23 protein-coding genes are annotated in these 26190 nt (G+C 61.6%); 8 read left to right on the plus strand and 15 right to left on the minus strand.

The annotated features are described in order from the left end of the window. Positions 1–69: 69 nt before the first annotated feature. Positions 70–2484 carry a glucose/quinate/shikimate family membrane-bound PQQ-dependent dehydrogenase gene (locus AD662_RS22890; protein ID WP_053189794.1) on the minus strand — a complete coding sequence of 805 codons (2415 nt, stop codon included), beginning with the start codon at positions 2482–2484 and terminating at the stop codon, positions 70–72. A gap of 52 nt (positions 2485–2536) precedes the next feature. On the opposite strand from AD662_RS22890, the gene AD662_RS29400 reads away from it, so the two are divergent. The 3 genes from AD662_RS29400 (at position 2537) to AD662_RS22900 (ending at position 3866) form a co-directional block, all read left to right on the plus strand. Next, on the plus strand, positions 2537–2872 hold the full coding sequence (locus AD662_RS29400) for a hypothetical protein (RefSeq protein WP_156334932.1): 336 nt from the start codon (positions 2537–2539) through the stop codon (positions 2870–2872). A gap of 121 nt (positions 2873–2993) precedes the next feature. Beyond that, the gene (locus AD662_RS22895; RefSeq protein WP_003205228.1) at positions 2994–3224 is read left to right on the plus strand and encodes a VF530 family protein; all 231 of its coding nucleotides are present in this window, start codon (positions 2994–2996) and stop codon (positions 3222–3224) included. Positions 3225–3227: 3 nt separating this feature from the next. Then, positions 3228–3866, plus strand: a complete 639-nt coding sequence (locus AD662_RS22900) for a Pr6Pr family membrane protein (RefSeq protein WP_018603341.1) — start codon at positions 3228–3230, stop codon at positions 3864–3866. Between the two features lie 236 nt (positions 3867–4102). On the opposite strand, the gene AD662_RS22905 is transcribed toward AD662_RS22900, so the two are convergent. From AD662_RS22905 to AD662_RS22915, 3 genes are read right to left on the minus strand one after another with little or no spacing between them, the layout of a single operon-like run. Next, positions 4103–4312, minus strand: a complete 210-nt coding sequence (locus AD662_RS22905; protein WP_018603343.1) for a DUF1289 domain-containing protein — start codon at positions 4310–4312, stop codon at positions 4103–4105. Beyond that, positions 4309–4833 carry a gamma carbonic anhydrase family protein gene (locus AD662_RS22910; protein WP_018603344.1) on the minus strand — a complete coding sequence of 175 codons (525 nt, stop codon included), beginning with the start codon at positions 4831–4833 and terminating at the stop codon, positions 4309–4311. Before AD662_RS22910 ends, AD662_RS22905 begins: the two co-directional genes overlap by 4 nt. A 16-nt stretch (positions 4834–4849) precedes the next feature. Then, positions 4850–5449, minus strand: a complete 600-nt coding sequence (locus AD662_RS22915) for a CoA pyrophosphatase (protein ID WP_018603345.1) — start codon at positions 5447–5449, stop codon at positions 4850–4852. Positions 5450–5594: 145 nt separating this feature from the next. On the opposite strand from AD662_RS22915, the gene AD662_RS22920 reads away from it, so the two are divergent. The 3 genes from AD662_RS22920 (at position 5595) to AD662_RS22930 (ending at position 8134) form a co-directional block, all read left to right on the plus strand. After that, a complete protein-coding gene (locus tag AD662_RS22920) occupies positions 5595–6146 on the plus strand; it encodes an NUDIX hydrolase (protein WP_053189795.1) in 552 nt (183 codons plus the stop codon). 45 nt (positions 6147–6191) lie between these two features. Further along, the gene (locus AD662_RS22925; protein WP_018603349.1) at positions 6192–6698 is read left to right on the plus strand and encodes a L,D-transpeptidase family protein; all 507 of its coding nucleotides are present in this window, start codon (positions 6192–6194) and stop codon (positions 6696–6698) included. Positions 6699–7063: 365 nt separating this feature from the next. After that, positions 7064–8134, plus strand: a complete 1071-nt coding sequence (locus tag AD662_RS22930) for a scabin-related ADP-ribosyltransferase (protein WP_053189796.1) — start codon at positions 7064–7066, stop codon at positions 8132–8134. A gap of 120 nt (positions 8135–8254) precedes the next feature. Here AD662_RS22930 and AD662_RS22935 read toward each other — a convergent pair whose 3' ends face one another. The 3 genes from AD662_RS22935 to purL all read right to left on the minus strand — a co-directional run bounded on the left by AD662_RS22935 (position 8255) and on the right by purL (position 13968). Continuing rightward, the gene (locus tag AD662_RS22935) at positions 8255–8593 is read right to left on the minus strand and encodes a DUF6124 family protein (RefSeq protein WP_053189797.1); all 339 of its coding nucleotides are present in this window, start codon (positions 8591–8593) and stop codon (positions 8255–8257) included. A 1162-nt stretch (positions 8594–9755) separates the two neighbouring features. Beyond that, positions 9756–10067: a YqfO family protein gene (locus AD662_RS22940; protein ID WP_014340002.1), complete on the minus strand. Its 312-nt coding sequence runs from the start codon at positions 10065–10067 to the stop codon at positions 9756–9758. A gap of 4 nt (positions 10068–10071) precedes the next feature. Beyond that, positions 10072–13968, minus strand: a complete 3897-nt coding sequence (gene purL, locus AD662_RS22945) for a phosphoribosylformylglycinamidine synthase (protein WP_018603358.1) — start codon at positions 13966–13968, stop codon at positions 10072–10074. 287 nt (positions 13969–14255) lie between these two features. On the opposite strand from purL, the gene mltF reads away from it, so the two are divergent. Further along, positions 14256–15716 (plus strand): membrane-bound lytic murein transglycosylase MltF, encoded by a 1461-nt coding sequence (gene mltF / locus AD662_RS22950; RefSeq protein ID WP_024619749.1) that lies wholly within the window; start codon positions 14256–14258, stop codon positions 15714–15716. A 182-nt stretch (positions 15717–15898) separates the two neighbouring features. On the opposite strand, the gene pdxJ is transcribed toward mltF, so the two are convergent. The 8 genes from pdxJ to lptF all read right to left on the minus strand — a co-directional run bounded on the left by pdxJ (position 15899) and on the right by lptF (position 24347). Beyond that, entirely contained in the window at positions 15899–16642 is a 744-nt protein-coding gene (gene pdxJ, locus AD662_RS22955; protein WP_018603362.1) for a pyridoxine 5'-phosphate synthase, read from the minus strand. Between the two features lie 49 nt (positions 16643–16691). Further along, positions 16692–17381: a DNA repair protein RecO gene (gene recO, locus AD662_RS22960; protein ID WP_003205262.1), complete on the minus strand. Its 690-nt coding sequence runs from the start codon at positions 17379–17381 to the stop codon at positions 16692–16694. 167 nt (positions 17382–17548) lie between these two features. Then, positions 17549–18451, minus strand: coding sequence for a GTPase Era (era, locus tag AD662_RS22965; protein ID WP_003205264.1), 903 nt, complete (start codon positions 18449–18451; stop codon positions 17549–17551). Next, a complete protein-coding gene (gene rnc / locus AD662_RS22970; protein ID WP_003205268.1) occupies positions 18444–19133 on the minus strand; it encodes a ribonuclease III in 690 nt (229 codons plus the stop codon). The genes era and rnc overlap by 8 nt, the downstream gene beginning before the upstream one ends. Positions 19134–19316: 183 nt before the next feature. Beyond that, positions 19317–20171 carry a signal peptidase I gene (gene lepB, locus AD662_RS22975; RefSeq protein ID WP_018606219.1) on the minus strand — a complete coding sequence of 285 codons (855 nt, stop codon included), beginning with the start codon at positions 20169–20171 and terminating at the stop codon, positions 19317–19319. Positions 20172–20176: 5 nt separating this feature from the next. Next, entirely contained in the window at positions 20177–21976 is a 1800-nt protein-coding gene (lepA, locus tag AD662_RS22980; protein ID WP_018606217.1) for a translation elongation factor 4, read from the minus strand. A 195-nt stretch (positions 21977–22171) separates the two neighbouring features. Then, the gene (gene lptG / locus AD662_RS22985; protein ID WP_053181647.1) at positions 22172–23233 is read right to left on the minus strand and encodes an LPS export ABC transporter permease LptG; all 1062 of its coding nucleotides are present in this window, start codon (positions 23231–23233) and stop codon (positions 22172–22174) included. Further along, the gene (gene lptF / locus AD662_RS22990) at positions 23226–24347 is read right to left on the minus strand and encodes an LPS export ABC transporter permease LptF (protein ID WP_024617628.1); all 1122 of its coding nucleotides are present in this window, start codon (positions 24345–24347) and stop codon (positions 23226–23228) included. Before lptF ends, lptG begins: the two co-directional genes overlap by 8 nt. Positions 24348–24659: 312 nt before the next feature. Here lptF and AD662_RS22995 point away from each other — a divergent pair, with 312 nt between their 5' ends. Next, on the plus strand, positions 24660–26150 hold the full coding sequence (locus AD662_RS22995; protein ID WP_018606212.1) for a leucyl aminopeptidase: 1491 nt from the start codon (positions 24660–24662) through the stop codon (positions 26148–26150). Positions 26151–26190 lie beyond the last annotated feature (40 nt).

Genomic DNA, 26190 nt, shown 5'->3' on the forward strand with positions numbered 1-26190 from the left:
GTGACATCCGGGTATTAAAAAAGGCGACACCCGCAAGGGTGTCGCCTTTTTCATGGTCGCCGGTTGAGCTTAATCCGGCAGTTTGTAGGCAATCACATAATCGCCCTGCTTGGTGCCCAGGGAACCGTGACCACCGGCAACAACCAGCACGTATTGCTTGCCGTCCTTGCCGGTGTAGGTCATCGGCGTGGTCTGGGCGCCGGCGGGCAGGCGGCCTTCCCACAGTTGCTTGCCGTTCTTCACGTCATAGGCACGCAAGTACTGGTCGAGAGTGCCGCTCAGGAACGCCAGGCCGCTGGCGGTGGTGAAGGGGCCACCCAGGCTCGGGACGCCCATGCTCAGCGGGATCGGTACCGGCGAGCTGTCGCGCACGGTGCCGTTCTTGTGCTTCCACAGGGTCTTGTTGGTGGTCAGGTCCACGGCCGCGACATAACCCCACGCAGGCGCCTGGCAAGGCAGGCCCATTGGCGAGAGCAGCGCTTCGAGGATCACCCCATATGGCGCGCCCTTGTTAGGCTGCACGCCTTCGGTTTCGCTCTTGCGCCCCGGGCCACCCGCCACTTCGGCCGCTGGCACCAGTTTCGACTTGAACGCCATGTAGCTCGGATTGACGAAGGCGATCTGGCGCACCGGGTCCACCGAAATGCCGCCCCAGTCGAACACGCCGAAGTTGCCTGGGTAGACGATCGAGCCTTGCAGCGACGGCGGCGTGAACATGCCGTCATAACGCAGCGACTTGAAGTCGATCCGGCAGAGCATCTGGTCGAACGGGGTCACGCCCCACATGTCGCTTTCCTTGAGGACCGGCGGCACGAAGTTCAGGTCGGACATCGGTTGGGTCGGCGAGGTGTGGTCGCCTTCCACCGCGCCTTGCGGCACAGGGATTTCCTTGATCGGCACGATCGGCTGGCCATTGCTGCGGTCCAGCACATAGATGCTGCCCTGCTTGGTCGAGGCCAATACAGCGGGTTTCACGCCATCGGCGGTCTTCAGGTCCATCAGGGTCGGTTGACCGCCGACGTCCATGTCCCACAGGTCGTGATGAGTGAACTGGAAGTACCAGCGCACCTTACCAGTGGCGATGTCCAGGGCGGTCAGGCCAGCGGCGTATTTTTCCGATTCCGGTGTGCGCAAACCACCGAACTGATCGGGGGTCTGGTTGCCCATCGGCAGGTAGAGCATGCCGAGTTTTTCATCGACGCTGAACATGGACCACATGTTCGGGGAGTTGCGGGTGTAGGTCTTGCCTTCGGCAATCGGCGTGGTGTCGTCCGGATTGCCGCTGTCCCAGTTCCACACCAGCTTGCCGGTGTGCACGTCGTAGGCACGGATGACACCGCTGGGCTCGTCGGTGGAGACGTTATCGGTGACGTGGCCGCCGATCACCACCAGGTTCTGGGTGACCGCCGGTGGCGACGTGGAGTAGTAACCGCCGGCGGTGAAACCACCGATGTTGGCGGTCAGGTCGACCTGGCCCTTGTCGCCGAAGTCTTCGCACATCTTGCCGGTGTCGGCGTTGAGGGCGATCAGACGGGTGTCGGCGGTCGGCAGGAAGATCCGCCGTGGGCATACGTTGCTGGCCGGCGTGGTGCTGGCGGCACCGGTGGGGCTCTGCTCGGCAGAGGCGTACGCGGCGTCATCGTGATAGGTCACGCCACGGCAGGTCATGTGGGCCCAACCCTTGAAGTTCTGCGCTTTTTGCGTGGAAAGCTTCGGATCGAAACGCCAGATTTCCTTGCCGGTTTCAGGCTCCAGGGCAATCACCTGGCTGTGAGGCGTGCACACGTAGAGCATGCCGTTGGCCTTCAGCGGGGTGTTTTCGGCAGTGGTTTCACCCGGATCGTTCGGCCCTGGCAGGTCGCCGGTGCGATAGGTCCAGGCCGGCACCAGTTTGCTGACGTTCTCGGGGGTGATCTGCGCCAGCGGCGAATAGCGGTCGCCATGGGCACTGCGCCCGTAGGAGTTCCAGTCGCCGTCCGGCATGACCGGTGCGGTGTTGGCCATGCCCGGCACGCTGTCGCGGTCCAGTTGGCCCTTGATTTCACCCGGGTTGGTGAACTGGCTGGCGAGCGCGGCAACACCGGCGATGACCACGGCGGCGCCCAATGCGCGGGTACCCATGGACGAGGCATCGGCGGTCAATAGCGGGCGACGGAACCACGGCAGCAACATGACGATGCCCAAGGCAAACAGCATCGCCAGGCGCGGCACCAGTTGCCACCAGTCCAGGCCCACTTCCCACAATGCCCACACGGTGCTGGCGAACAGCACCAGCGCGTACAGGCCCAGGGCCGCGCGACGGGCCATGATCAGCAGCACGCCGGTCAGCGCCAGGCCGAGACCGGCCAGCAGGTAGTACAACGAGCCGCCAAGCGTGCTCAGCTTGACTCCCCCGGCCAGCAGGACCAGGCCCATCAATAGAAGCAGAATGCCGAGCAGACTCGGTAGCAGACGGCTTCGACTCAAAGCACCCTCAGTGCTCATAGTGTGTTTCTCCGTGACGTTTTAAGGAGTCCCGCGCAAGTAGTCACTGTAGATGACGATCTTGCGGGGGCATGGTTCAGTTGAAAAAGGTAATTGGGTGTACGCGGACCATTGTGGGAGCGGGCTTGCTCGCGAAAGCGGCATGTCAGGCGACTTTTATGCCGGATGTGAAATCGCCTTCGCGAGCAAGCCCGCTCCCACAGAAAGTCGTTCGTCATACGCCAAAAGACAGCGCTGTCTTTCGGAGTCTGGACATCGAGCATTCTTAGATTTTTCAGCAGGTAATAAACTGGACGCAGAGGCTTCGGCACAACAGAAGAAGCGTTTCAGCAGGCGGCGCAAGGATAATGTCCTGCTCTCAATAGAGAAAGAGCTTTTGCTGACATGAATCATCTCGGATTCGGTAACAGTGCGCCTGGCGCTGACGGCCATGATGAAGGCTATGCTTCCACCAAAGGGGCACCTCGGCTAAGGTGCGCGGCTTTACACCTTTAGCGCGAAGGCCTCCCATGACCGAACCCAACAACAACCCGCTGCACGGCGTGACGCTGGAGCAGATCCTCAACGCCCTCGTGCAGCACTACGAATGGTCGGGCCTGGCTGAACGCATCGACATCCGTTGCTTCAAGAGCGACCCGAGCATCAAGTCGAGCCTGACTTTCCTGCGCAAGACGCCGTGGGCACGGGAGAAGGTCGAGCGCCTGTACATCAAGTTGATGCGCACTAAACGGCCGGTCTGAGTCATGGGGATTGACAAGGGTCGTCAGCGCTTCGTATCGGTGACGGCACTGCTGGGCTGGGTGGGATTGAGCATCCAGCTGTACCTGATCCTGCTGGGTCGCTGGAAACTGGACGCGAGCCTGCTGGGCGGGCTGGTGAGTTTCTTCAGCTTCTTCACGGTACTGACCAACCTGTTGGTGGCGGTCGTTCTGACCTGGGAACTGACCCACCGCCAATCCCCGACCCGACGCTGGTTCCTACGGCCCAGCACACGCAGCGGCGTCGCCGTGAGCATCGCCCTGGTCGGCCTGGCCTACAACCTGCTGCTGCGCCACCTCTGGCAGCCCGAAGGCTGGCAGTTCGTGGCCGATGAGTTGCTGCACGACGTGGTGCCCTTGCTGTACATCGCCTATTGGTGGCTCTACGTGCCCAAAGGCGGCTTGCGCCTGGGCCACATCGGGCTTTGGGTGATCTACCCCTTGGTGTACTTCGCCTACGTCCTGCTGCGCGGGGATCTATTGGCGGCTTACCCCTACCCTTTCATCGATGTGGCGAACCTGGGTTATCCACAGGTGTTCATCAATGCCGGGGGGATATTGCTGGGGTTTATCGCGATTGCGCTGGGGATGGTGGGGGTCGATCGGTGGGCATCGTTGAAATAGAGGCCTGCAGAGCACATAGCTGTGTGAGCCAAACCTGTGGGAGCAAGGCTTGCCCGCGATGACTGTGGGAGCAAGGCTTGCCCGCGATGAAGATCACGCGGTTTACCTGAAGACCACGGCACCCGCATCGCGAGCAAGCTTTGCTCCCACAGATAGGTGTCCCACAGATAGGTGTCCCACAGGTAGGTGTCCCACAGGTAGGTGTCCCACAGGGATTTTGTGTTCACAGGTGGAGATCACCGCCTAGCCGGCAACATCCACACCAACCCACTGGCCTTGGCCCGTTCATGACACAACGCCAAGACACCGCGGCGCTCCTCGTTGTCCATCCGGCTCCACCGGGTGATCTCCGCCACGGTGCGCTGGCAACCGGTGCAGATGTCGTCATCGTCCAGCGCGCAGATGTTCACGCAGGGCGAAGGCACCGGGCGTTCAGGGGCGCTCATGGTTCCTGCTCGAACAGGTCGCGGGCGTAGCGCTGGGCATTGTGCACATAGTGCGCGGCGCTGGCCTCGAGCATGTTCTTCTGAGCCTCGGTCAGTTCACGCACCACCTTGCCGGGCGAGCCCATCACCAGCGAGCCGTCGGGAATTTCCTTGCCTTCGCCGATCAGCGAGTTGGCGCCGATGATGCAGTTCTTGCCGATCTTCGCGCCGTTGAGAATCACCGCGTTGATGCCGATGAGGCTGTAGTCGCCCACCGTACAGCCATGGAGCATGGCGTTGTGGCCGATGGTCACACCGGTGCCGATGGTCAGCGGATAGCCCATGTCGGTGTGCATCACCGTGCCGTCCTGCACGTTGCTGTTCTTGCCGATCAGGATCAGTTCGTTGTCACCGCGCAGTACGGCGTTGAACCAGACATTGGCGCCCTCTTCGAGGCGGACCTTGCCCACCAGCGTGGCGTTGGGCGCGACCCAGCTCTGTGGGTGGGTTTCGACACGGGCATCGCCCAGGCGGTATTTCATGAGGGTCCTCGGGTCATCAGGTATTGATGTAGCTTTTGGGCGGTGTGTGCAGGTCGATGTCGGCGTCGTACAGCAGGTTGACCAGTTCGACGATCATGATCGCCGTCAGGCCCCAGATCTTGTACTCGCCAAATCGATAGCTGGGCACGTACCAACTGCGGCCCTGGTAATCGATACGGTGCGTGTGTTCACGCGGATCCTTGCGGAAAAACTCCAGCGGCACGCTGAATACCGCAGCGATCTCGGCATCGTTGGCCTGGTATTCGACGTAGTCCGGAATCACCCCGACATACGGTGTGACCTTGATGCCATGCAGCGAGATCAACGGGCTGAGGGGGCCGATCACTTCCACCAGGCCGGGCGGCAGGCCGATTTCTTCCTCGGCTTCGCGCAGGGCGGTGAAGATCAGGTCCGGGTCTTCCGGGTCGCGGCGCCCGCCGGGGAACGCCACCTCGCCGCCATGGGTCGAGAGCCCGCTGGCGCGCAGGGTCAGTACCAGCTCCGGTTCATCGCTGCGGGTGATCGGCACCAGCACCGCGGCTTCAGGGAAACGTTGGTCGGCCTGCAGATCGTGCGGGGTATGGTTGCTTACTCGATGCAGTAGCTCGTCCAGCATGAGACTTCTCGATTTATTCGCTACCTTGCATCATGCACCAATCGTTCAAGCGGCCCAACCCCCGCACCACGTCGTGTCGCGAAACGACAACTTGCCGCACCGGCCTACGCACGCCAAGATAGGCGCAGCATTCAGGAACCCAAGCATGAAATTCTGTAGCCAGTGCGGTAACCCGGTGACCCAGCGCATACCCGAAGGCGACTCGCGCCTGCGTTTTGTCTGCGACACCTGCCACACCATCCATTACCAGAACCCCAACATCGTGGCCGGTTGCGTACCGACCTGGGGCAGTAAAGTCCTGTTGTGCCGGCGCGCCATCGAGCCGCGGCGCGGTTACTGGACGCTGCCGGCAGGCTTCATGGAAAACGGCGAAACCATCGAACAGGCCGCCGTGCGCGAAACCGCCGAAGAAGCCTGCGCCCGGGTGCGAAACTTGAGCATCTATACGCTGATTGACGTACCGCATATCAGCCAGGTACATGTATTCTTCCGCGCCGAGCTGATGGATGAGGATTTCGCCGCCGGGCCCGAGAGCCTGGAAGTGAAGCTGTTCGAAGAAGCGGAGATTCCCTGGGACGAGTTGGCTTTCCGTACGGTGGGCCGCACCCTGGAATATTTCTATGCCGACCGCCGCGCCGAGGATTACCCGGTGCGATCCGAATCGATTCCACCGTTGGCTCAGCCGGCCAACACCTGAAAAACCAATCAATATAGTCGCGACACCTCTAGGGATATCGTTTCAATGCGCTGGTTGCTTGTCCTGTTCTGCTTGTCGTTCACAACGGTGTCCCAGGCCTCGGCGGTGGGAACCTACAACGGCAAGGTCATCGAAAAAGTGCTGGTGCTCAAGTCCGCCCATCAATTGCAATTGATCAACGACGGCAAGCCGCTCAAGACCTATCGCATCTCCCTGGGCAAGGGCGCCAAAAAAGGCCCCAAGCTGATAGAAGGCGACAAGCGCACCCCCGAAGGCTTCTATTGGCTGGACTGGCGCAAGACCAGCGACCGGTTCTATCTGTCGATGCACATTTCCTACCCCAACATCAGCGACGCCGCCCGCGCCCGCCGCGAAGGCGTGGAACCGGGGGGCATGATCATGATCCACGGCACGCCGGATTCGGAAGAGAACCCTGAGCAGTTGTTCCATACGCTGGACTGGACCGATGGCTGCATCGCCATGCGCAATGTGGACATGCGCGAGGTGTGGAGCCTGGTGCCGGATGGGACGATGATCGAAATCCGGCCGTAGTACCCGACCACACATGAGATCCCTGTGGCGAGGGGATTTATCCCCGTTGGGCTGCGCAGCAGCCCCCCTAAACAAACAACTCAATTTTCCTGACACACCGAATTGCCTGGCTTGAGGGCTGCTTCAGCCCAACGGGGATAAATCCCCTCGCCACAGGGAACGGTGTCGACCAGCCTTTTGTTACAAGTCCAAGAACCGCAACGCAATCCCCTCCCCCAGCCTTGATCTACCCTCAGAACTGATGCGGTGGTTCGGCTCGCTGTGCCCCGCAGAATCCAAAGTGAGACGTGTCACGTCGAAGCATAGGTAGTCATGACGTATGTGATTCGACAGGGCTTCACCTGCTCCAGATGAGACATCAAATCATGACAACTCATAACAGTTTTATACGGACGACAGCGGTTGCGGTGGTGGCGTTGACGGGTGTGTGGCAACCGGGCTCCGACGCGTGGGGGGCCGATGGAAAAGAGGAGCCGTGGTATACCGCCTGGCTTCAGGTCGCGGCGGATTCGAGCGTGCCGATCCGCGATACCAAGCCATCGTTGCATTGGCGTACCGACATGGGCACGCTCTATCGAGGAGACACTACGGATCAGGGACTCGGGGCCTTCCAAGACGGGATCTTACCCAAAGCCGCAGGCTTCCCCATACCCGAGTGGATGTATGACTGGTGGAGCCACGGAGCTGGGGCAGGGAAATCAGTCTACAGCAGCACAACCCGCGATCAGGGGCTCGCCCAGCGCTTCGCCAAGGAATGGGTGTATGAGATCAAAGCCCCTCATGGTATTGACCAGGATGCATCTGGTGGAGCTGTCAGCGAGCAGGAAATCAGCTTTCCGGGGGGAGTCAAGCGCGAGTTCATCAGGCAAGCATGCAAGAAAGACAACCTTGCCGATTGTGAAGCGAACCAGAACTACCGCGAGCCGACCGGCCATGAAAGCCCACTGGAGGTCGCGGCGGTCAGCATAGAATGGAGCCGGATCACGCCTCCAGAAGGTCTGGCGTGGGTAAAAAGCAAAGAGTCCCTCTGGGCGGTCGGTTCCCAGACAATCAATCCAGTACAGGGGGCGGCTGCGCTTGCCCAAGGGTTACGGGGCAGGAGCTCGCTGCCACCCATTCTCAGATGGGCCAGCCAGCCGGAGTCCCCCTACATTCAATCGGTCGTTGTGGCATTTCGCGACTATAGCGAAGCCAAGGTCTGGGCTGTCGTGGAAGCACAAAACGGTGGATGGGTATATGAAGTCAGACCCAACAGCGTGGCAGTGGATCTATCAGGGCGTAACACCGGCGCACGCGAAGGCGCCTTCGCGTTCATCGGCGGTATCAAGGGAGGCCTGTTGATGAACGCCCGCCGTTTCGAGAAAGGCGTGGGCGAACCGGTCGAGTGCATTGGCATCGAAAAAGAAGCTTGCCGCCTCGAAAACCGCCATCAATAGTTTTCGCAGTGCAGGCTGGCTAATGCTAACTCCCACAATGGTGTTGTGAACGCCACTAACCACTGTGGGAGCGAGCTTGCTCCGGGCGGCGATCCGACGATGGGGCCGGCACTTATGGCATCAAGTCCGAAGCTCTACCCGGTCCAAGGCTTTGTTCGCCAACAACGTTCCCAGCTCGATCATCTGCGCCACCCCCAACGCCACATGCCGCCGCGAACCGTCCAAGTCAAACAGGAGGTCGCTAAGCACCGCATTGGCCGAGGCCAGGGTTTCGCTGAGGTTGGCTAGCAAGGTTTCGGTGTCAACGTTGTCCGATACGCTGAACAACTGCACCGAGGGTTTGGGTTCTGGTTCGCTGTCGTCAGGCTTGAGGTAATGATCCATCGCGCGGTCGGCGGCTTCTTTCAGCTTTTCGGGGGCGTAGTCGCCGTAGGGGAAGGTGGAGGTGGGTTTTGGCATGTCAGAATTATTTTTCAATTGAAGCTCCTTTAAATTAATGGAGCCCAGGACAAAACGTCCGGGCTTGTTGCCCCTTGATTTTTTTCGGACGGTCAAACCCGGTCGCTGAACTGGCAGCGACACCCAAAGGCTAGAGCCCTACCTTCCGAGGGACAACCTTAAAAACATGTCGGAAACTTCGGTGCGTCTGACAGACCAGCCATCTGATCAGAGATGTTTCAGACAAAATTCCAGATAGGATTTTTTTGGATTGAATTGGGTACATATCCGTTGCTGCGGTCACGGCTGCATAGGGTTCCGCTCTTACAGCGGGTCACTTTCGAAAAGCGCGAAAGTAACCAAAGCGCTTTTGCCCCACCACTCGGCACCTCGCCTAGGCTCGGTGTGCCCTCACTCCGGCATTGCTCCGTGGGCCCGCCGCGAAGGGCCATCCATGGCCCAGCGCGGCTATCCCGGCATCCATGCCGGGATGCCCACTCCACAATGCCTGCGTTCGGCCAGCGTGGTTAATGGGGCGCCCGAGATCAACGTCCACCGCGAGGCGGCCTAGTAGCCGACCTGGTTCTTGGTGGGACCGCGTTTCTCCTGTGGGAGCGAGCTTGCTCGCGATGAGGCCAGCAGCCCAACATCCATGTGACTGAACCACCGCCATCGCGAGCAGGCTCGCTCCCACATTTAATCTCCAGTGAACACAAAATTTATGCCCAACACAGAACCACTGTGGGAGCGGGCTTGCTCGCGAAGAGGCCTGCAGCCCAACATCCATGTGACTGAACCACCGCCATCGCGAGCAAGCTTTGCTCCCACAGATCTGACAGGTGTACGACCGAGAGAACCAGGTCGGCTGTTAGGCCGCCTCGCGGTGGACGTTGATCTCGGGCGCCCCGTTAACCACGATGGCCGAACGCAGGCATTGCGCAGTGGGCCCACGGAGCAATGCCGGAGTGAGGGCATGCCGAGCCTAAGCGAGGCACCGAGTGGTGGGGCAATGCGCTTTTGGTTACTTTTGGCTGGTCCGGCTCCCGGCTCTTCCAAAAGTGACCCGCTGTAAGAGCGGAACCCTAAGCAGCCGTGACCGCAGCAACGGATATACACACAAAACCCACACCCAATAAAAAACCCGCTGATCCAATCAGCGGGTTTTTCATTTAAGCGGAGAAGATCAAAAATCCTCCAACCGCCACACCTCATACGCCGGCGTCTCATAGGGATGGCTGAGTTTCAAAACCTCCACCACCGCACGAATCAACTCATCAGCAACGACAAGCTCCACCTTCCATTCCTCGACCTGCTCAACCTGCCCCGCCTCACCAATGAACGGCTGGCTGCCGTCCAACGGGCGAAACTGGCCCAGGCCCAACACTTGCCAGGCACAGTGGTCATAGTCGCCGATTCGCCCGCCACCGGCAGCGAATACGGCGCTTTTGACCACGTCCAGATGGCTGGCCGGGACGAAGAAGCAGAGCTTGTACACCGCCTTAGTTCACCCAGACGCGCGCGTTGCGGAACATGCGCATCCATGGCGCGTCTTCGTTCCAGTCGTCCGAACGCCACGAGTTCTGCACCGCGCGGAACACACGCTCCGGGTGCGGCATCATGATCGTGACGCGGCCGTCGCGGCTGGTCAGGCCGGTGATCCCGCGCGGCGAGCCGTTCGGGTTGGCCGGGTAGGTTTCGGTGACCTTGCCGTGGTTGTCGACAAAACGCAGCGACACGCAACCGGACAAGTCGGCTTCGAGCAGCGCTTCTTCGCTTTCGAATTCCGCGTGGCCTTCGCCGTGGGCGATGGCGATCGGCATGCGCGAACCGGCCATGCCTTGCAGGAAGATCGAGTTCGACTCCTGCACCTGGACCATCGCCACGCGGGCTTCGAACTGCTCGGAACGGTTACGCACGAAGTGCGGCCAGAACTCGCTGCCCGGGATCAGCTCGTGCAGGTTGGACATCATCTGGCAACCGTTGCACACGCCGAGGGTGAAGCTGTCGGTGCGTTCGAAGAAGCCCTGAAACGCATCGCGGGCGCGGCTGTTGAACAGCGCCGACTTGGCCCAGCCTTCACCGGCACCCAACACGTCACCGTAGGAGAAACCGCCACAAGCGACCATGCCCTTGAAGTCGTTCAGGTCGACACGACCGGCGAGGATGTCGCTCATGTGCACGTCGATCGCGTTGAAGCCGGCGCGGTCGAACGCTGCCGCCATCTCCACCTGGCCGTTGACGCCCTGCTCGCGCAGGACCGCCACTTGTGGGCGAATGCCTTTCTTGATGTAGGGCGCGGCCACGTTTTCGTTGACGTCGTAGCTGAGCTTGGCGCTCAGGCCCGGGTTGTCTTCTTCCAGCAGCGCGTCGAATTCCTGCTCGGCGCAGTCGGCGTTGTCGCGCAGGCGCTGGATCTGGTAGCTGGTTTGCGCCCACTGGCGCTGCAACAGGCTGCGCTGGCCTTCGAAGACGGTGTCGCCGTTGAAGGTGATGTTGATGTGGGCGTTGTTGATCGGCTGGCCGATCACCGAGACGCAGTCGGCCAGGCCGGCTGCGCTGAACTGGGCGAGGATGTCCGGGGTGGCGTCCTGGCGAACCTGGATCACCGCGCCCAACTCTTCGTTGAACAGGATGGCCGGGATTTCGGCGGTGGACTCGGCAACGCTGTCGAGGGTCAAGCTCAGGCCACAATGGCCGGCGAAGGCCATTTCCACCACAGTGGTCAGCAAACCGCCGTCGGAACGGTCGTGGTAAGCCAGCAGGTGACCGTCGGCGTTGAGGCCCTGGATGACGGCGAAGAACGCTTTCAGGTCTTCGGCATCGTCGACGTCCGGTGCTTGCGAACCGAGCTTGCCATGCACCTGGGCCAGGATCGAGGCGCCCATGCGGTTCTGGCCACGGCCCAGGTCGATCAGGATCAGGTCGGTGGTGCCCTTGTCCATGCGCAGTTGCGGGGTCAGGGTCTGGCGGATGTCGGTGACCGGGGCGAAACCCGTCACGATCAGCGACAGCGGCGAGGTCACGCTCTTGTCCACGCCTTCGTCGTTCCAGCGCGTGGCCATGGACATCGAGTCCTTGCCCACCGGAATGGTGATGCCCAGCTCAGGGCACAGCTCCATGCCGACCGCCTTGACGGTGTCGTACAGACGGGCGTCTTCACCCGGGTGACCGGCGGCGGACATCCAGTTGGCCGACAGCTTGATGTCGGAAATCTTGCCGATACGCGAAGCCGCGATGTTGGTCAGGGTCTCGCCGATCGCCATGCGGCCCGACGCCGGGGCGTCCAGCAGTGCCAGCGGCGTGCGCTCGCCCATCGCCATGGCTTCACCGGTGTAGACGTCGAAGCTGGTGGCGGTCACGGCAACGTCAGCCACCGGCACCTGCCACGGGCCAACCATCTGGTCACGGGCCACGAGGCCGGTGATGGTGCGGTCGCCGATGGTGATCAGAAAGCTCTTGCTCGCCACGGCCGGGTGATGCAACACGCGCTCGATGGACTCGGCGACATCGAGTGTCGACGGATCGAAATCGTCGCCCAGCTCGGCTTCGCGAACGGCCGAGCGGTGCATGCGCGGGGCCTTGCCCAGCAGCACTTCCAGCGGCATGTCCACCGGGCTGTTGCCGAAATGGCTGTCGGTGACGGTCAGTTGCGGCTCGGCGGTGGCTTCACCCACTACCGCAAACGGGCAGCGCTCGCGCTCGCAAATGGCCTGGAAACGTTCGAAGTCGGCCGGACCGACCGCCAGGACGTAACGCTCCTGGGATTCGTTGCTCCAGATTTCGTGCGGGGCCATGCCCGGCTCGTCGTTCGGAATGTTGCGCAGTTCGAAGCGGCCACCACGGCCACCGTCGTTGACCAGTTCCGGGAAGGCGTTGGACAGGCCGCCCGCGCCGACGTCGTGAATGAAGCTGATGGGGTTGTGTTCACCCAACTGCCAGCAACGGTCGATGACTTCCTGGCAACGGCGTTCCATTTCCGGGTTTTCCCGCTGGACCGAGGCGAAGTCCAGGTCCGCCGAGCTGGTGCCGGTGGCCATGGAGGAAGCGGCACCGCCACCCAGGCCGATGAGCATGGCCGGGCCACCGAGGACGATCAGCTTGGAGCCGACCAGGATCTCGCCTTTCTGCACGTGTTCGGCGCGGATGTTGCCCATGCCGCCAGCCAACATGATCGGCTTGTGGTAACCACGGACTTCCTCACCACGCGGGGTGGTGATGGACTGTTCGAAGGTACGGAAGTAGCCGGTCAGGGCCGGACGGCCGAATTCGTTGTTGAACGCCGCGCCCCCCAGGGGGCCTTCGATCATGATGTCGAGGGCGTTGACGATGCGCTCAGGCTTGCCGTACGGCTTTTCCCACGGCTGTTCAAAGCCCGGGATCTGCAGGTTCGACACGGTGAAGCCGGTCAGGCCGGCCTTGGGCTTGGCGCCGCGCCCGGTGGCGCCTTCGTCACGGATCTCGCCACCGGAACCGGTGGACGCGCCCGGGAACGGGGCAATCGCGGTCGGGTGGTTGTGGGTCTCGACCTTCATGAGGATGTGCACCGGCTCCTGGACCGCACCGTACTGGCGGGTCTCAGGGTTCGGGTAGAAACGACCGGCAACGCTACCGACGATCACCGCCGCGTTGTCCTTATAAGCCGACAGCACACCTTCATTGTGCATCTGATAGGTGTTCTTGATCATGCCGAACAGGCTTTTTTCCTGGTCCTGGCCGTCAATGTCCCAACTGGCGTTGAAGATCTTGTGGCGGCAGTGCTCGGAGTTGGCCTGGGCGAACATCATCAGTTCGATGTCGTGGGGGTTGCGCTTCAAGCCCTGGAAGGCGTTGACCAGGTAATCGATCTCGTCTTCGGCCAGGGCCAGGCCCAGCTCGACGTTGGCTTTTTCCAGCGCGGCACGGCCGCCGCCCAGTACGTCGATAGCGGTCAGTGGCTTGGGTTCGGCGTGGCTGAAGAGGCCGGCGGCCTGCTCCAGGTTGCCCAGGACGACCTGGGTCATGCGGTCATGCAGGCCTTCGGCGATCAGTTGGGCCTCGGCCTCGCTGAACTCACCGGCGACATAAAAGGCAATACCGCGCTCCAGGCGCTGGATTTTCGCCAGGCCGCAGTTGCGGGCGATGTCGCTGGCCTTGCTCGACCACGGCGAAATGGTGCCGAAACGCGGCAGTACCAGGAACAGGCGACCGGCCGGCTCCTGGACAGGAACACTGGGACCGTACTTCAGAAGGCGCGCAAGCACCTGCTGTTCGTCGCCGGTCAAACCGCCGGTGACTTCGGCGAAGTGAGCGAATTCAGCATACAAGCCACTGACAGCCGGAACCTTCTGGCTCAGTTGCTCAAGGAGTTTGCTGTGGCGAAAGGCAGAAAGGGCAGGAGCGCCGCGCAGGATCAACATCTTCGGGACAGCCTCGGGAAGGGGTGTGCTTTGAGGCCGTGCATTCTAGCCTAAACCGCCGGCAACGGCACCCGAAACGGCACGCGCGATGCTGGCCGAATGTCGGTCTTTGCGCGCACGGCGGTATTGGACACCCGCACCAAGGTTTTCGCAGAGTTATTTTTCAGCGACGCAAAGCCCTGCGCGCCCCGGCCGGCTGGTGCTGCGGACATGTTTTGCAATGGCTAGCAGACTGGCCTTTTGCTGTCGAGATATGGCGGTAGGGGCCGTTTGCGTATACTGCGCAGATGTTTTCCCCAACGGCTTTGCGTCCGCGATATGCCAGATGGCTGATCGCAACCGGACTCTTCCTGGTGCTCGGTGGTTGTGTTGAGAAACCCAACACACTGGAGCGCGTAAAGGAGGATGGCGTGCTGCGGGTGGTTACCCGAAACAGCCCTGCCACCTACTTCCAGGATCGCAATGGTGAAACCGGCTTCGAATACGAGCTGGTGAAGCGCTTCGCCGACGATTTGGGCGTGGAGCTGAAGATCGAGACCGCCGACAACCTCGACGATCTGTTCAACCAGATCGGCAAGCCCAACGGTCCGGTACTCGCGGCGGCGGGCCTTGTCAGCAGCGAGCAGCGCAAGAAGCAGGTGCGGTTTTCCCGCTCCTACCTGGAAGTCACCCCGCAAATCATCTACCGCAACGGCCAATCACGCCCCACCGACGCGGCGGCCCTGGCGGGCAAGAAGATCATGGTGCTCAAGGGCAGCACCCACGCTGAACAACTGGCCCAACTGAAACAGCAGTATCCAGGCATCGAGTACGAAGAGTCCGACGCGGTTGAAGTGGTCGACCTGCTGCGCATGGTCGACGAGGGCCAGATCGACCTGACGCTGGTGGATTCCAACGAAGTGGCGATGAACCAGGTGTACTTCCCCAACGTGCGCGTGGCGTTCGACCTGGGCGATGCCCGCAGCCAGAGTTGGGCGGTTGCCCCTGGCGAGGACAACAGCCTGCTCAACGAGATCAACAGCTACCTGGACAAGGTGCAGAAGAACGGCACCTTGCAGCGCCTCAAAGACCGTTATTACGGGCACGTTGACGTCCTTGGCTACATGGGCGCCACCACGTTCGCCCAACACTTGCAGCAACGACTGCCCAAATACGAACAACATTTCAAGGCCTACGCCAAGAAAGAGAAAGTCGACTGGCGCCTGCTGGCCGCGATCGGCTACCAGGAATCGCTGTGGCAACCGACGGTCACCTCCAAGACTGGCGTGCGCGGCCTGATGATGCTGACCCAGAACACCGCCCAGGCCATGGGCGTATCCAACCGCCTGGATCCGAAGCAAAGCATCATGGGCGGCGCCAAGTACCTGGCCTACATGAAGGAGCAGTTGGACGAAAGCATCGAGGAGCCCGACCGCACCTGGTTCGCCCTCGCCGCCTATAACGTGGGCAGCGGTCACCTGGACGACGCCCGCAAACTGGCGGCCAAGGAAGGGCTGAACCCGAACAAGTGGCTGGATGTGAAGAAGATCCTGCCGCGCCTGTCGCAGAAACAGTGGTACAGCAAGACCCGCTACGGCTACGCCCGGGGCGGCGAGCCAGTGCATTTCGTGGCGAACATCCGTCGCTACTACGACATCCTGACCTGGGTCACGCAACCGCAGCTCGAAGGCAACCAGGTGGCCGAGGGCAACCTGCATGTGCCGGGTGTCGACAAGAGCAAGCCTAACCAGGAATCCCCGCAGCTATAACAGCCGTACACAACCCTTAATGTGGTAGCGGACCTGTGGGAGCAAACACTCCTTAATGTGGTGCCTGTGGGAGCAAAGCTTGCTCGCGATAGCGGTTTGACTGTCAGTCCGCTATCGCGAGCAAGCTTTGCTCCCACAGGCTAGCTCTCACAGGCTACCTTCCGCAGGGTGTGGTGGCAGGGTCAGGGTTTGGCGGCAGCCAGGATCAGCGCTTTCATTTCCGACACAGCCGACTTGAACCCGACGAACAACGCATGGGCCACCAGCGCGTGGCCGATGTTCAGCTCGTTGATGCCCTTGATGGCCGCGACGGCTTCGACGTTGTGGTAGTGCAGGCCATGGCCGGCGTTGACGATCAGGCCCTGGGCCAGGCCGAAGGCGACGCCATCAGCGACTCGCTGCAGCTCATCGGCCACATCAGTGGGCGTCTCAGCATCGGCGTAACGGCCGGTGTGCAGTTCGATGGCCGGCGCGCCAACACGCTTGGACGCCTCGATCTGCCGTTCGTCGGCATCAATGAACAGCGATACCTCGGCGCCAATCTTCGACAGGCGTTCCACCGCCAGGCTGATCCGCGCCTCCTGCCCGGCTACGTCGAGGCCGCCTTCGGTGGTCAGCTCCTGGCGAGTCTCCGGCACCAGGCAGATGTGCGCCGGGCGGATGAGCTCGGCGAACGCCATCATTTCTTCGGTCACGCCCATTTCGAAGTTCATGCGGGTTTGCAGCACATCCTTGAGCAGCAGCACGTCACGCTCCTGGATGTGGCGACGGTCTTCACGCAGGTGCACGGTGATGCCGTCGGCACCCGCCTCTTCCGCGTCCAGTGCGGCCTTGACCGGATCCGGGTAACGCGTACCGCGGGCCTGGCGCAGGGTGGCGACATGGTCGATGTTCACGCCGAGAAGAATGCGATTGCTGGTGCTCACGAAAAGGCTCCTGAATGGACGAATAGTCGGCCCACAGCATACGGGTTGATCAGGGCTTGCGAAACAGCTCGCGACTGACCAGTGGCCGCCCGCCCAGATGCACGGCCAGCGCCTGGCGCATCAGCCGCTTGGCCGCCGACAAGGCGCCCGGCGCACTCCAGTCGGCCTCGGCCATGGCCAGCAGCTCGGCCCCGTTGAACAGCCCCGGTTGCAGCAGGTAGACCTGCTCCAGGCCGGCATCCACTTGCAAGCGGTACAGGCCATCGGCGGCGATGGGCTCGCCGTGCAGGTCAGTGTTCAGGGCGAAGCCATAGCCCAGGTCATCCAGCAGCCGCCATTCGAAGGAGCGCAGCAGCGGCTCCAGCGGACGGCCTTCGGCCAGGGCCAGCAGGGTGGCGGCGTAGTGGTCGAAGACAGCCGGGTGGGGATCTTCGGCCGGCAGCAGGCGGATCAGCAGCTCATTGAGGTACAAGCCGCTGAACAGCGCCTCACCGTTGAGCCACGCGGCGACGCCATTGCTTTCCATGCGCCCGACATTTTTCAACTCGCCCCGGCCCCGGAACTCGACTTCCAGCGGCACGAACGGCCGCGCCAGCGTCCCGGCCTTGCCCCGCGCCCCACGCAATACCGCCCGCAACCGCCCTTGCGGCGTGAGGAAGTCCACCAGGGCGCTGCTTTCGCGGTAGGCGCGGCTGTGGAGGACGTAGGCGGATTGGCCGGTGGGTTGGGTTGGGGGCATGGAAACGAAGTCTCACTGACGGAGCACAATTTATAAACAACCCGAAACCAATGTGGGAGCGGGCTTGCTCGCGAAGGCGGTGTGTCAGTCGACATCATCGTTGACTGACACACCGCCTTCGCGAGCAAGCCCGCTCCCACAAGGTCGGTGGTGTACCGCTGGACGCTTTACAGGTCGCCGTAACCCAACGAACGCAACGCCCGCTCGTCGTCGGACCAGCCGCCCTTCACCTTGACCCACAGGTTGAGCATGATCTTGGAGTCGAACAGCAGCTCCATGTCCTTGCGCGCCTCGGTGCCGATGCGCTTGATGCGCTCGCCCTTGTCGCCAATGATGATTTTCTTCTGGCCGTCACGTTCGACGAGGATCAACGCATGGATGTGCAGGGTCTTGCCCTGTTGCTTGAACTCTTCGATCTCGACCGTGATCTGGTACGGCAGCTCGGCACCCATCTGGCGCATGATTTTCTCGCGCACCAGCTCGGCGGCGAGGAAACGGCTGCTGCGGTCGGTGATCTGGTCTTCGGGGAAGAAATGATCGTTTTCCGGCAGGTGTTCGGCAATCACCCGCTCCAGCGCGTCGAGGTTATGGCCGTGCTGGGCAGAGATCGGGATGATCTGGGCGTTCGGCAACTGTTCCTGCAACCAGGTCAGGTGCGGCATCAGTTCAGCCTTGTCTTCGATGCGATCGGTCTTGTTCAGCGCCACGATCAAGGGACCGGTCACGTACTGGACGCGCTCGAGGACCATCTGGTCTTCTTCGGTCCACTTGGTGCGGTCAACCACGAAGATCACCACGTCGACGTCTTTCAACGCCGCCGAGGCGGTCTTGTTCATGTAGCGGTTCAGGGCCTTTTCGCCGCCCTTGTGCATGCCAGGGGTGTCGACGTAGATCGCCTGCACGGCGCCTTCGGTCTTGATGCCCAGCATGTTGTGGCGGGTGGTCTGGGGCTTGCGCGAGGTGATCGCCAGCTTCTGGCCCAGGATGTGGTTCAGCAACGTGGACTTGCCCACGTTCGGCCGACCGACAATGGCGACGTAGCCGCAGCGGGTGACGGTTGTATCAGTCATTGCCATTCTCCACACCCAGGGCAATCAGTGCTGCGGCGGCCGCTACCTGTTCGGCAATACGACGACTCACACCCTGACCCCGGCTTTTTTCGTTCAATAGGACAACTTCGCATTCAACGAAGAAGGTACGGCAATGCGGCTCACCCTGGATATCCACGACTTCGTAGCGCGGCAACTCGCAACTGCGTGATTGCAGGAATTCCTGCAAACGGGTCTTGGGGTCCTTGTTGGTGTCCACCAGCGTGAGGCTGTCGATCTCGGAGGTCAGCCAGGCCAGCACGCGTTCGCGCGCCATTTCCATGCCCGCATCCAGGTAGATCGCGCCAATCAACGCTTCCAGGGCATCGGCCAGGATCGACTCGCGACGGAAACCGCCGCTTTTCAACTCACCGGAGCCCAGGCGCAGATAGTCGCCCAGGTCGAAACCACGGGCCAATACGGCCAGGGTCTCACCTTTTACCAGTCGTGCGCGCAAACGCGACAACTGGCCTTCGCGGGCCAGCGGGAAACGCTCGAACAGCGCCTCGCCGGCCACGAAGTTGAGGATGGCATCACCGAGGAATTCCAGGCGTTCGTTATTGCGCCCGGCAAAACTGCGGTGAGTGAGGGCCAGGAGCATCAGGTCCTGGTCCTTGAAGGTGTAACCGAGCTGACGCTCGAGACGGCTTAGAGAAACGCTCACGGTTTACCCACGCTGAGTTCGTGGCTGGATTCCACCGCCACGGCGGCAAGGCGCCGTTGGCTTGGGACAATTAACGCTGTGTTCAAAAATACGTCCTGACTATCGTTGGCTTCATGCCTTCGGGCAACCTTGCGCAGGCTCCAGAAAAGCATTCGGCGCTGTGTTCAACAGCGCCGTGTGGGATTACTTGATCAGGCCAACCCGCGAGAAATTCGGCAGGTGACTGAGTTTGGGTTCCGGCCAGCTCATCCAGACCGCAAAGGCCTTGCCGACGATGTTCCGGTCCGGGACCATGCCCAGCAGGTTCTTGGGAATGTTCGGATCATCCCAGTAACGGCTGTCGTTGGAGTTGTCGCGGTTGTCGCCCATCATGAAATAGTGCCCCGCCGGCACGGTCCATGAACGGTCCGGCGTTGCGCGGTAGCGACTCATTTCCTTGCGAATCAGGTGTTCGGCCTCGCCGAGTTTTTCCTGGTAGAGCTCGGCACTGCCCAGTGTACCCGGCTCGGAGCCAAGCAACTGTTCGGCCACCGATTCGCCATTGACGAACAGGCGCTTGTCGGCAGTGTAGCGGACCGTGTCGCCCGGCAGGCCGACAACACGCTTGATGTAGTTGACGTTCGGGTCGCTCGGGAAGCGGAACACCATGACATCGCCGCGTTGCGGATCACCGACTTCGATGACTTTCTTGTCGATCACCGGCAGGCGAATCCCGTAGGAGAACTTGTTCACCAGGATGAAATCGCCCACGTCCAGGGTCGGCTTCATCGAGCCGGACGGGATCTGGAACGGTTCCACCAGGAACGAGCGCAACACCAGCACGATGAACAGCACCGGAAAGAACGACTTGCCGTATTCGACCAGCAGCGGTTCCTTGTTGAGCTTTTCGACCACCACACCATCAGGCTGGCTGACGCTGCCCTGATAAGAGGCGATGGCCGCCCGGCGCCGAGGCGCCAGGAACAACAGATCAAGCAACGCCAACAGGCCGCAGACAAACACGGCGATAACCAGCAACAGCGGGAAATTTAGCGACATAGGACCTAACTATCCAACCTGAGCACCGCAAGGAAGGCTTCCTGTGGAATTTCCACGTTACCGACCTGCTTCATGCGTTTTTTACCGGCCTTCTGCTTTTCCAACAGCTTGCGCTTACGGCTGACGTCGCCACCGTAGCATTTGGCCAATACGTTCTTTCTGAGCGCCTTGACGGTTGTACGCGCCACAATCTGCCCGCCAATGGCGGCCTGGATTGCCACATCGAACATCTGCCGCGGAATCAGTTCCTTCATCTTCTCGGTCAATGCACGACCTTTGTAGTGCGCGTTGTCACGGTGCACGATCAAGGCCAGGGCATCGACTTTCTCACCGTTGATCAGCACATCCAGCTTCACCAGATTAGCCGATTGGTAACGATCGAAATGATAGTCCAGCGAAGCATAGCCGCGACTGGTGGATTTGAGGCGATCGAAGAAGTCCAGCACCACTTCGTTCATCGGCAGGTCGTAGGTCACCTGGACCTGCGTGCCAAGGAACAGCATGTCGTGCTGCACGCCGCGCTTCTCGATGCACAGGGTAATGACGTTACCCAGGTGCTCCTGAGGCACAAGGATGTTGGCCCGCACGATCGGCTCGCGCATGTCCTCGATGGCCGACAGGTCCGGCAGCTTGGACGGGTTGTCGACGTAGATGGTTTCGCCGCTCTTGAGCAACAGCTCGAAAATAACCGTCGGCGCCGTGGTGATCAGGTCCAGGTCGTACTCGCGCTCCAGGCGCTCCTGGATGATTTCCATGTGCAACATGCCCAGGAACCCGCAACGGAAGCCGAAGCCCAGGGCGTCGGAGCTTTCCGGGGTGTATTGCAGGGACGAGTCGTTCAGGGTCAGCTTTTGCAGGGCTTCGCGGAAATCCTCGAAGTCGTCGGAGCTGACCGGGAAAAGGCCGGCATAGACCTGCGGCTGGATGCGTTTGAAACCTGGCAGCACATCGACGTCGGGGGTGGTGCTCAAGGTCAGGGTGTCGCCGACCGGCGCCCCATGGATGTCCTTGATGCCGGCGATGATGAAGCCCACTTCACCGGCCTTCAGGTCTACGGTGGCAGTGTGTTTCGGGTTGAATACACCGACGCTGTCCACCAGGTGGATCTTGCCGGTGGACTTGACCAGGATCTTGTCGCCCTTCTTCACGCGGCCATGGCGCACGCGAACCAGGGAGACCACGCCCAGGTAGTTGTCGAACCAGGAGTCGATGATCAACGCCTGCAGCGGATCTTCGATGTTGCCGGTCGGCGCGGGAATGGTATGCACCAGGCGCTCGAGCACTTCGTCCACGCCCAGGCCGGTCTTGGCGCTGCAGGTGACCGCGTCGGTGGCATCGATGCCGATGATTTTCTCGATTTCTTCCTTCACGCGGTCCGGATCGGCCTGGGGCAGGTCGATCTTGTTCAGTACCGGCATGACTTCCAGGCCCTGCTCGATGGCCGTGTAGCAGTTGGCAACCGACTGGGCCTCGACGCCCTGGCCAGCATCGACCACCAGCAATGCACCTTCACAGGCCGCCAACGACCGGCTGACTTCATAGGTGAAGTCGACGTGGCCCGGGGTATCGATGAAGTTCAGCTGATAGGTGATGCCGTCGCGGGCCTTGTAGTAGAGGGTAACGCTGTGGGCCTTGATGGTGATCCCGCGCTCACGCTCCAGGTCCATGGAGTCCAGGACCTGGGCTTCCATTTCGCGCTCGGCCAGGCCGCCGCACATCTGGATGAAGCGATCGGCCAGCGTCGACTTGCCATGGTCAATGTGGGCGATGATGGAGAAATTGCGGATATGACTCAAATCACTCACGGATCAACACTCAAAAAGGCTGCAGGCATAGCCCGCCGAAAAATAGCCGGGAATTGTACCTGATACACCGCGCAAGTGGGAGCAAAGCTTGCTCGCGAAACAGTCACCTCGCTCTATGAAAGACCACAGGGCCTTCATCGCGGGCAAGCCTTGCTCCCACAGCTTGCTCCCACAGCCCTCTCGCTACACGAGCAATCAACCGGCCCGACGCAACAGCCAGAGCCCGGCCAACGCGCAGACACCGGCCGGCACCAGCACCGCAAACAGCGGCGAGAAGCCGAACACCAGGCTCGACGGCCCCAGCAGGTCCTGGGCGATACGGAAAGTGAAGCCCACCAGCACGCCGGTAAACACCCGCTGGCCGAGGGTCACCGAACGCAGCGGGCCAAAGATGAAGGAGATCGCCATCAGTACCAGGGCGGCAGTGACCAACGGTTGCAACACCTTGACCCAAAAAGCCAACCAGTAGCGGCCGTTATTCAGGCCCTGGTCCGCCAGGTAGTGGATATAACTCCACAAGCCGGTAATCGACAGGGATTCAGGTGCCATCACCACGGTACTGAGCAACTGCGGGCTGATCGACACATCCCAACGTTCCTGCGGGGCGGCGACCACCTCGGTGCGCTTGTCATGGAACACGGTGGTGGTGACATCATTCAGTTGCCAGTGATCCTCGGCGAATTTGGCGCGCTTGGCGAAGCTCGACGACAGCATGTGCCGCTGCTCGTCGAAGCGATAGCGGGTCACGCCATACAGAATGCCGTTGGGCTGGACCGAGTTGATGTGGATGAACTCGTCGCCCTGGCGGTGCCACAGGCCGTGCTTGGCGCTTTGCGCATCACCGCCGCCCTGGGCCAGGGAACGGTTGGCCTGGGCAGTATTCTCGGTGGCCGGGGCGATGTATTCGCCAACCAACACACCCACCAGCATCAACACCAGCATCGGCTTCATCACCGCCCAGACGATCCGACCAATGGACACGCCGGCGGCGCGCATGATGGTCAGTTCACTGTTGCTGGCCAGGCTGCCCAGGCCGATCAGGCAACCAATCAGCGCGGCCATCGGCAGCATGTCATACAAGCGCCGCGGCGCCGTCAGCAGCACGTAGCTCGCCACGTCCACCAAGGTATAGGTGTCGCTGACGTCGCCCATTTCATCGATGAAGGCGAACAGGGTCGCCAGGCCAAGGATGATCCCCAGCACTGCAAGGATCGCCATGAACACACTGCTGCCGATGTAGCGATCGAGCTTAACCACGGGCCACCTCCAGCGCGCTGCGGCGACTGGCCAGCTTCAGGCGTAGCGGCTCCCAGTAGAGCAACCCCAGGCCGATGGCCAGGAAGATCGAGTGCACCCACCACAAGCCCAGGGCTGGCGGGATCTTGCCTTTCTCCAACGCACCGCGGGCGGAAATCAGGATGGTCAGGTAAGCCATATAGAGAAGAATCGCCGGCAGCAGCTTGAGGAAACGCCCCTGGCGCGGATTGACCCGCGACAGCGGGACCGCCATAAGGGTCACGATGAACACCAGCAGCGGCAAGGACAGGCGCCATTGCAGCTCGGTACGGGCACGGATGTCTTTGTTGCCCAGCAGGCTGGCGGTGGACATCGCGTCGCGGTCGGTGACTTCGTCGCTGACCTCGGGCTTGGGCAACAGCACGCCATAGGTGTCGTACTTGATGGCCCGGTAATCGGCCTGCCCCGGCTTGCCGTCATAGCGATAGCCGTTTTCCAGGATCAGGTAGCGGTTGCCGTCGGGGTTGATTTCCTGCCGGCCCTTCTCGGCCACCAGCACGGAAATGCCACGGTCTTTCTTGGTATCCGAAGACAGGTTCTTTTGTGTAATGAAGACACCGCCCAGGTCGACCCGGTCCTCCGAGAGCTGTTCGGTGTAGGTCACGCGCGTACCGTCGCGCAGGGCCTGGAAACGCCCCGGCACCAGGGTGTCGAACTCGGTCATGGCGTCCTGCTGGTTGATCAGCAGTTGAAACTGGTTGGCGCCCTGGGGGGCCAGGCTCAGGCTCAGCCAGGCCACCACCAGCGCCACCAACGTGGCCGGGAACAGCGTCATGCGAAACAGGCGCTGCTGGCTCATGCCGGTGGCCGACAGCACGGTCATTTCGCTGTCCAGGTACAAGCGCCCGTAGGCCAGCAGGATGCCGAGGAACAACCCCAGCGGCAGGATCAATTGCAAGAAGCCCGGCAGGCGGAACCCCATGATCAGGAACAGCGAGCCCGGGTCCAGGGCACCGGAGGCTGCCTGGGCAAGGTATTTGATGAAGCGCCCGCTCATGATGATGACCAGCAGCACGGCGCTGACCGCGCTCAGGGTCAGCAGGACTTCGCGGGATAAATAACGGAAGACGATCAAACCAGACACTCCAGGATTGTCAGGCTAAGGCGGCCAAACAAGAAACGTATCGAGCCAGCTCATGCCGCGAGCCGCCAAAAAAAGAGCCGCATTATCCTGTGATTGGAGGCGCCTGTCACTGCGCACGCTTTAAGCAGAGGCTCCACAGTCAAAAGTTAACGGCTCCCAGGGTTGTCAGGCTCGGCCGCCGGGGTTCAAACTGCGGCCCTTGTCGCCGGCAAGTCCCGGCGCTTCTCTTATATAGAAGACAGCTGCTCAGCGCGCCACTGTCTCGGCGCCTGGCCTCTTGACCATTGACTCAGGGATCCGGACATGGAACTGGTTGTAAAAAGCGTCAGCCCAGAAACGTTGAAAACCGCCACACTGGTAGTCGCCGTCGGTGAAAACCGCAAGCTCGGCGTGGTCGCCACCCAGCTCGACACCCTGAGCGGCGGCGCCATCAGCGCCGTGCTCAAGCGCGGTGACCTGGCCGGCAAGGTCGGCCAGAGCCTGTTGCTGCACAGCCTGCCCAACCTCAAGGCCGAGCGCGTGCTGCTGGTGGGCGTGGGCAAGGACGCTGAACTGGGCGATCGTCCGTTCCGTAAAATCATTGCCGGCGTGCTGGGCACACTCAAGGGCCTTGGCGGCGCTGAGGCCGCCCTGGCGTTGGACGAGCTGGTGATCAAGGGCCGCGACAGCTACGGCAAGAACCGCCTGCTGGCCGAAACCCTGGTGGACGGCGAATACCAGTTCGACCAGTTCAAGAGCCAGAAAGCCGAACCCCGCGCCCTGAAAAAAATCACCGTGCTGACCATCAAGGCCGCCCAGGCTGAAGTCCAGCGTGCCGTGACCCACGCCACCGCGATTGCCAACGGCATGGCGTTCACCCGCGACCTGGGCAACCTGCCGCCGAACATATGCCACCCGACGTTCCTCGGCGAACAAGCCAAGGCACTGGGCAAGGAATTCAAGGGCCTGAAGGTCGAAGTCTTCGACGAGAAGAAGATCAAGGACCTGGGCATGGGTTCGTTCTACTCCGTCGGCCAGGGCAGCGCCCAGCCGCCACGCCTGATCGTGATGCAATACAACGGCGGCAAGAAATCCGAGAAGCCGTACGCACTGGTCGGCAAGGGCATCACCTTCGACACCGGCGGCATCAGCCTCAAGCCGGGCGCTGGCATGGATGAGATGAAGTACGACATGGGCGGCGCCGCGAGCGTGTTCGGCACCCTGCGTGCCGTGCTCGAACTGCAACTGCCGATCAACCTGGTGTGCATCCTGGCCTGCGCCGAGAACATGCCCAGCGGCACGGCCTCGCGTCCGGGCGACATCGTCACCACCATGAGCGGCCAGACCGTGGAAATCCTCAACACCGACGCCGAAGGCCGCCTGGTGCTGTGTGACGCCCTCACCTACTCCGAGCGCTTCAAGCCGCAAGCGGTGATCGACATCGCGACCCTGACCGGCGCCTGCATCGTCGCCCTCGGTTCCCACACCTCGGGCCTGCTGGGCAACAACGACGAACTGATCGGCCAACTGCTCAGCGCCGGCCAACAGGCCGACGACCGCGCCTGGCAGTTGCCACTGTTCGACGAGTACCAGGAGCAACTGGACAGCCCGTTCGCCGACATCGCCAACATCGGCGGCCCGAAAGCCGGGACCATCACCGCGGCCTGCTTCCTGTCGCGCTTTACCAAGAACCTGAACTGGGCGCACCTGGACATCGCCGGCACGGCGTGGACCAGCGGCGGCAAGGACAAGGGTGCCACCGGTCGTCCGGTGCCCCTGCTGACCCAGTACCTGCTGGACCGCGCCAAGGCCTGACACCAATGACCGCCGCTGGCGTCGCCGTCGGGCGGCGTCA

This window comes from Pseudomonas kilonensis (assembly GCF_001269885.1).
In the GTDB taxonomy this organism is placed as follows: domain Bacteria; phylum Pseudomonadota; class Gammaproteobacteria; order Pseudomonadales; family Pseudomonadaceae; genus Aquipseudomonas; species Aquipseudomonas kilonensis.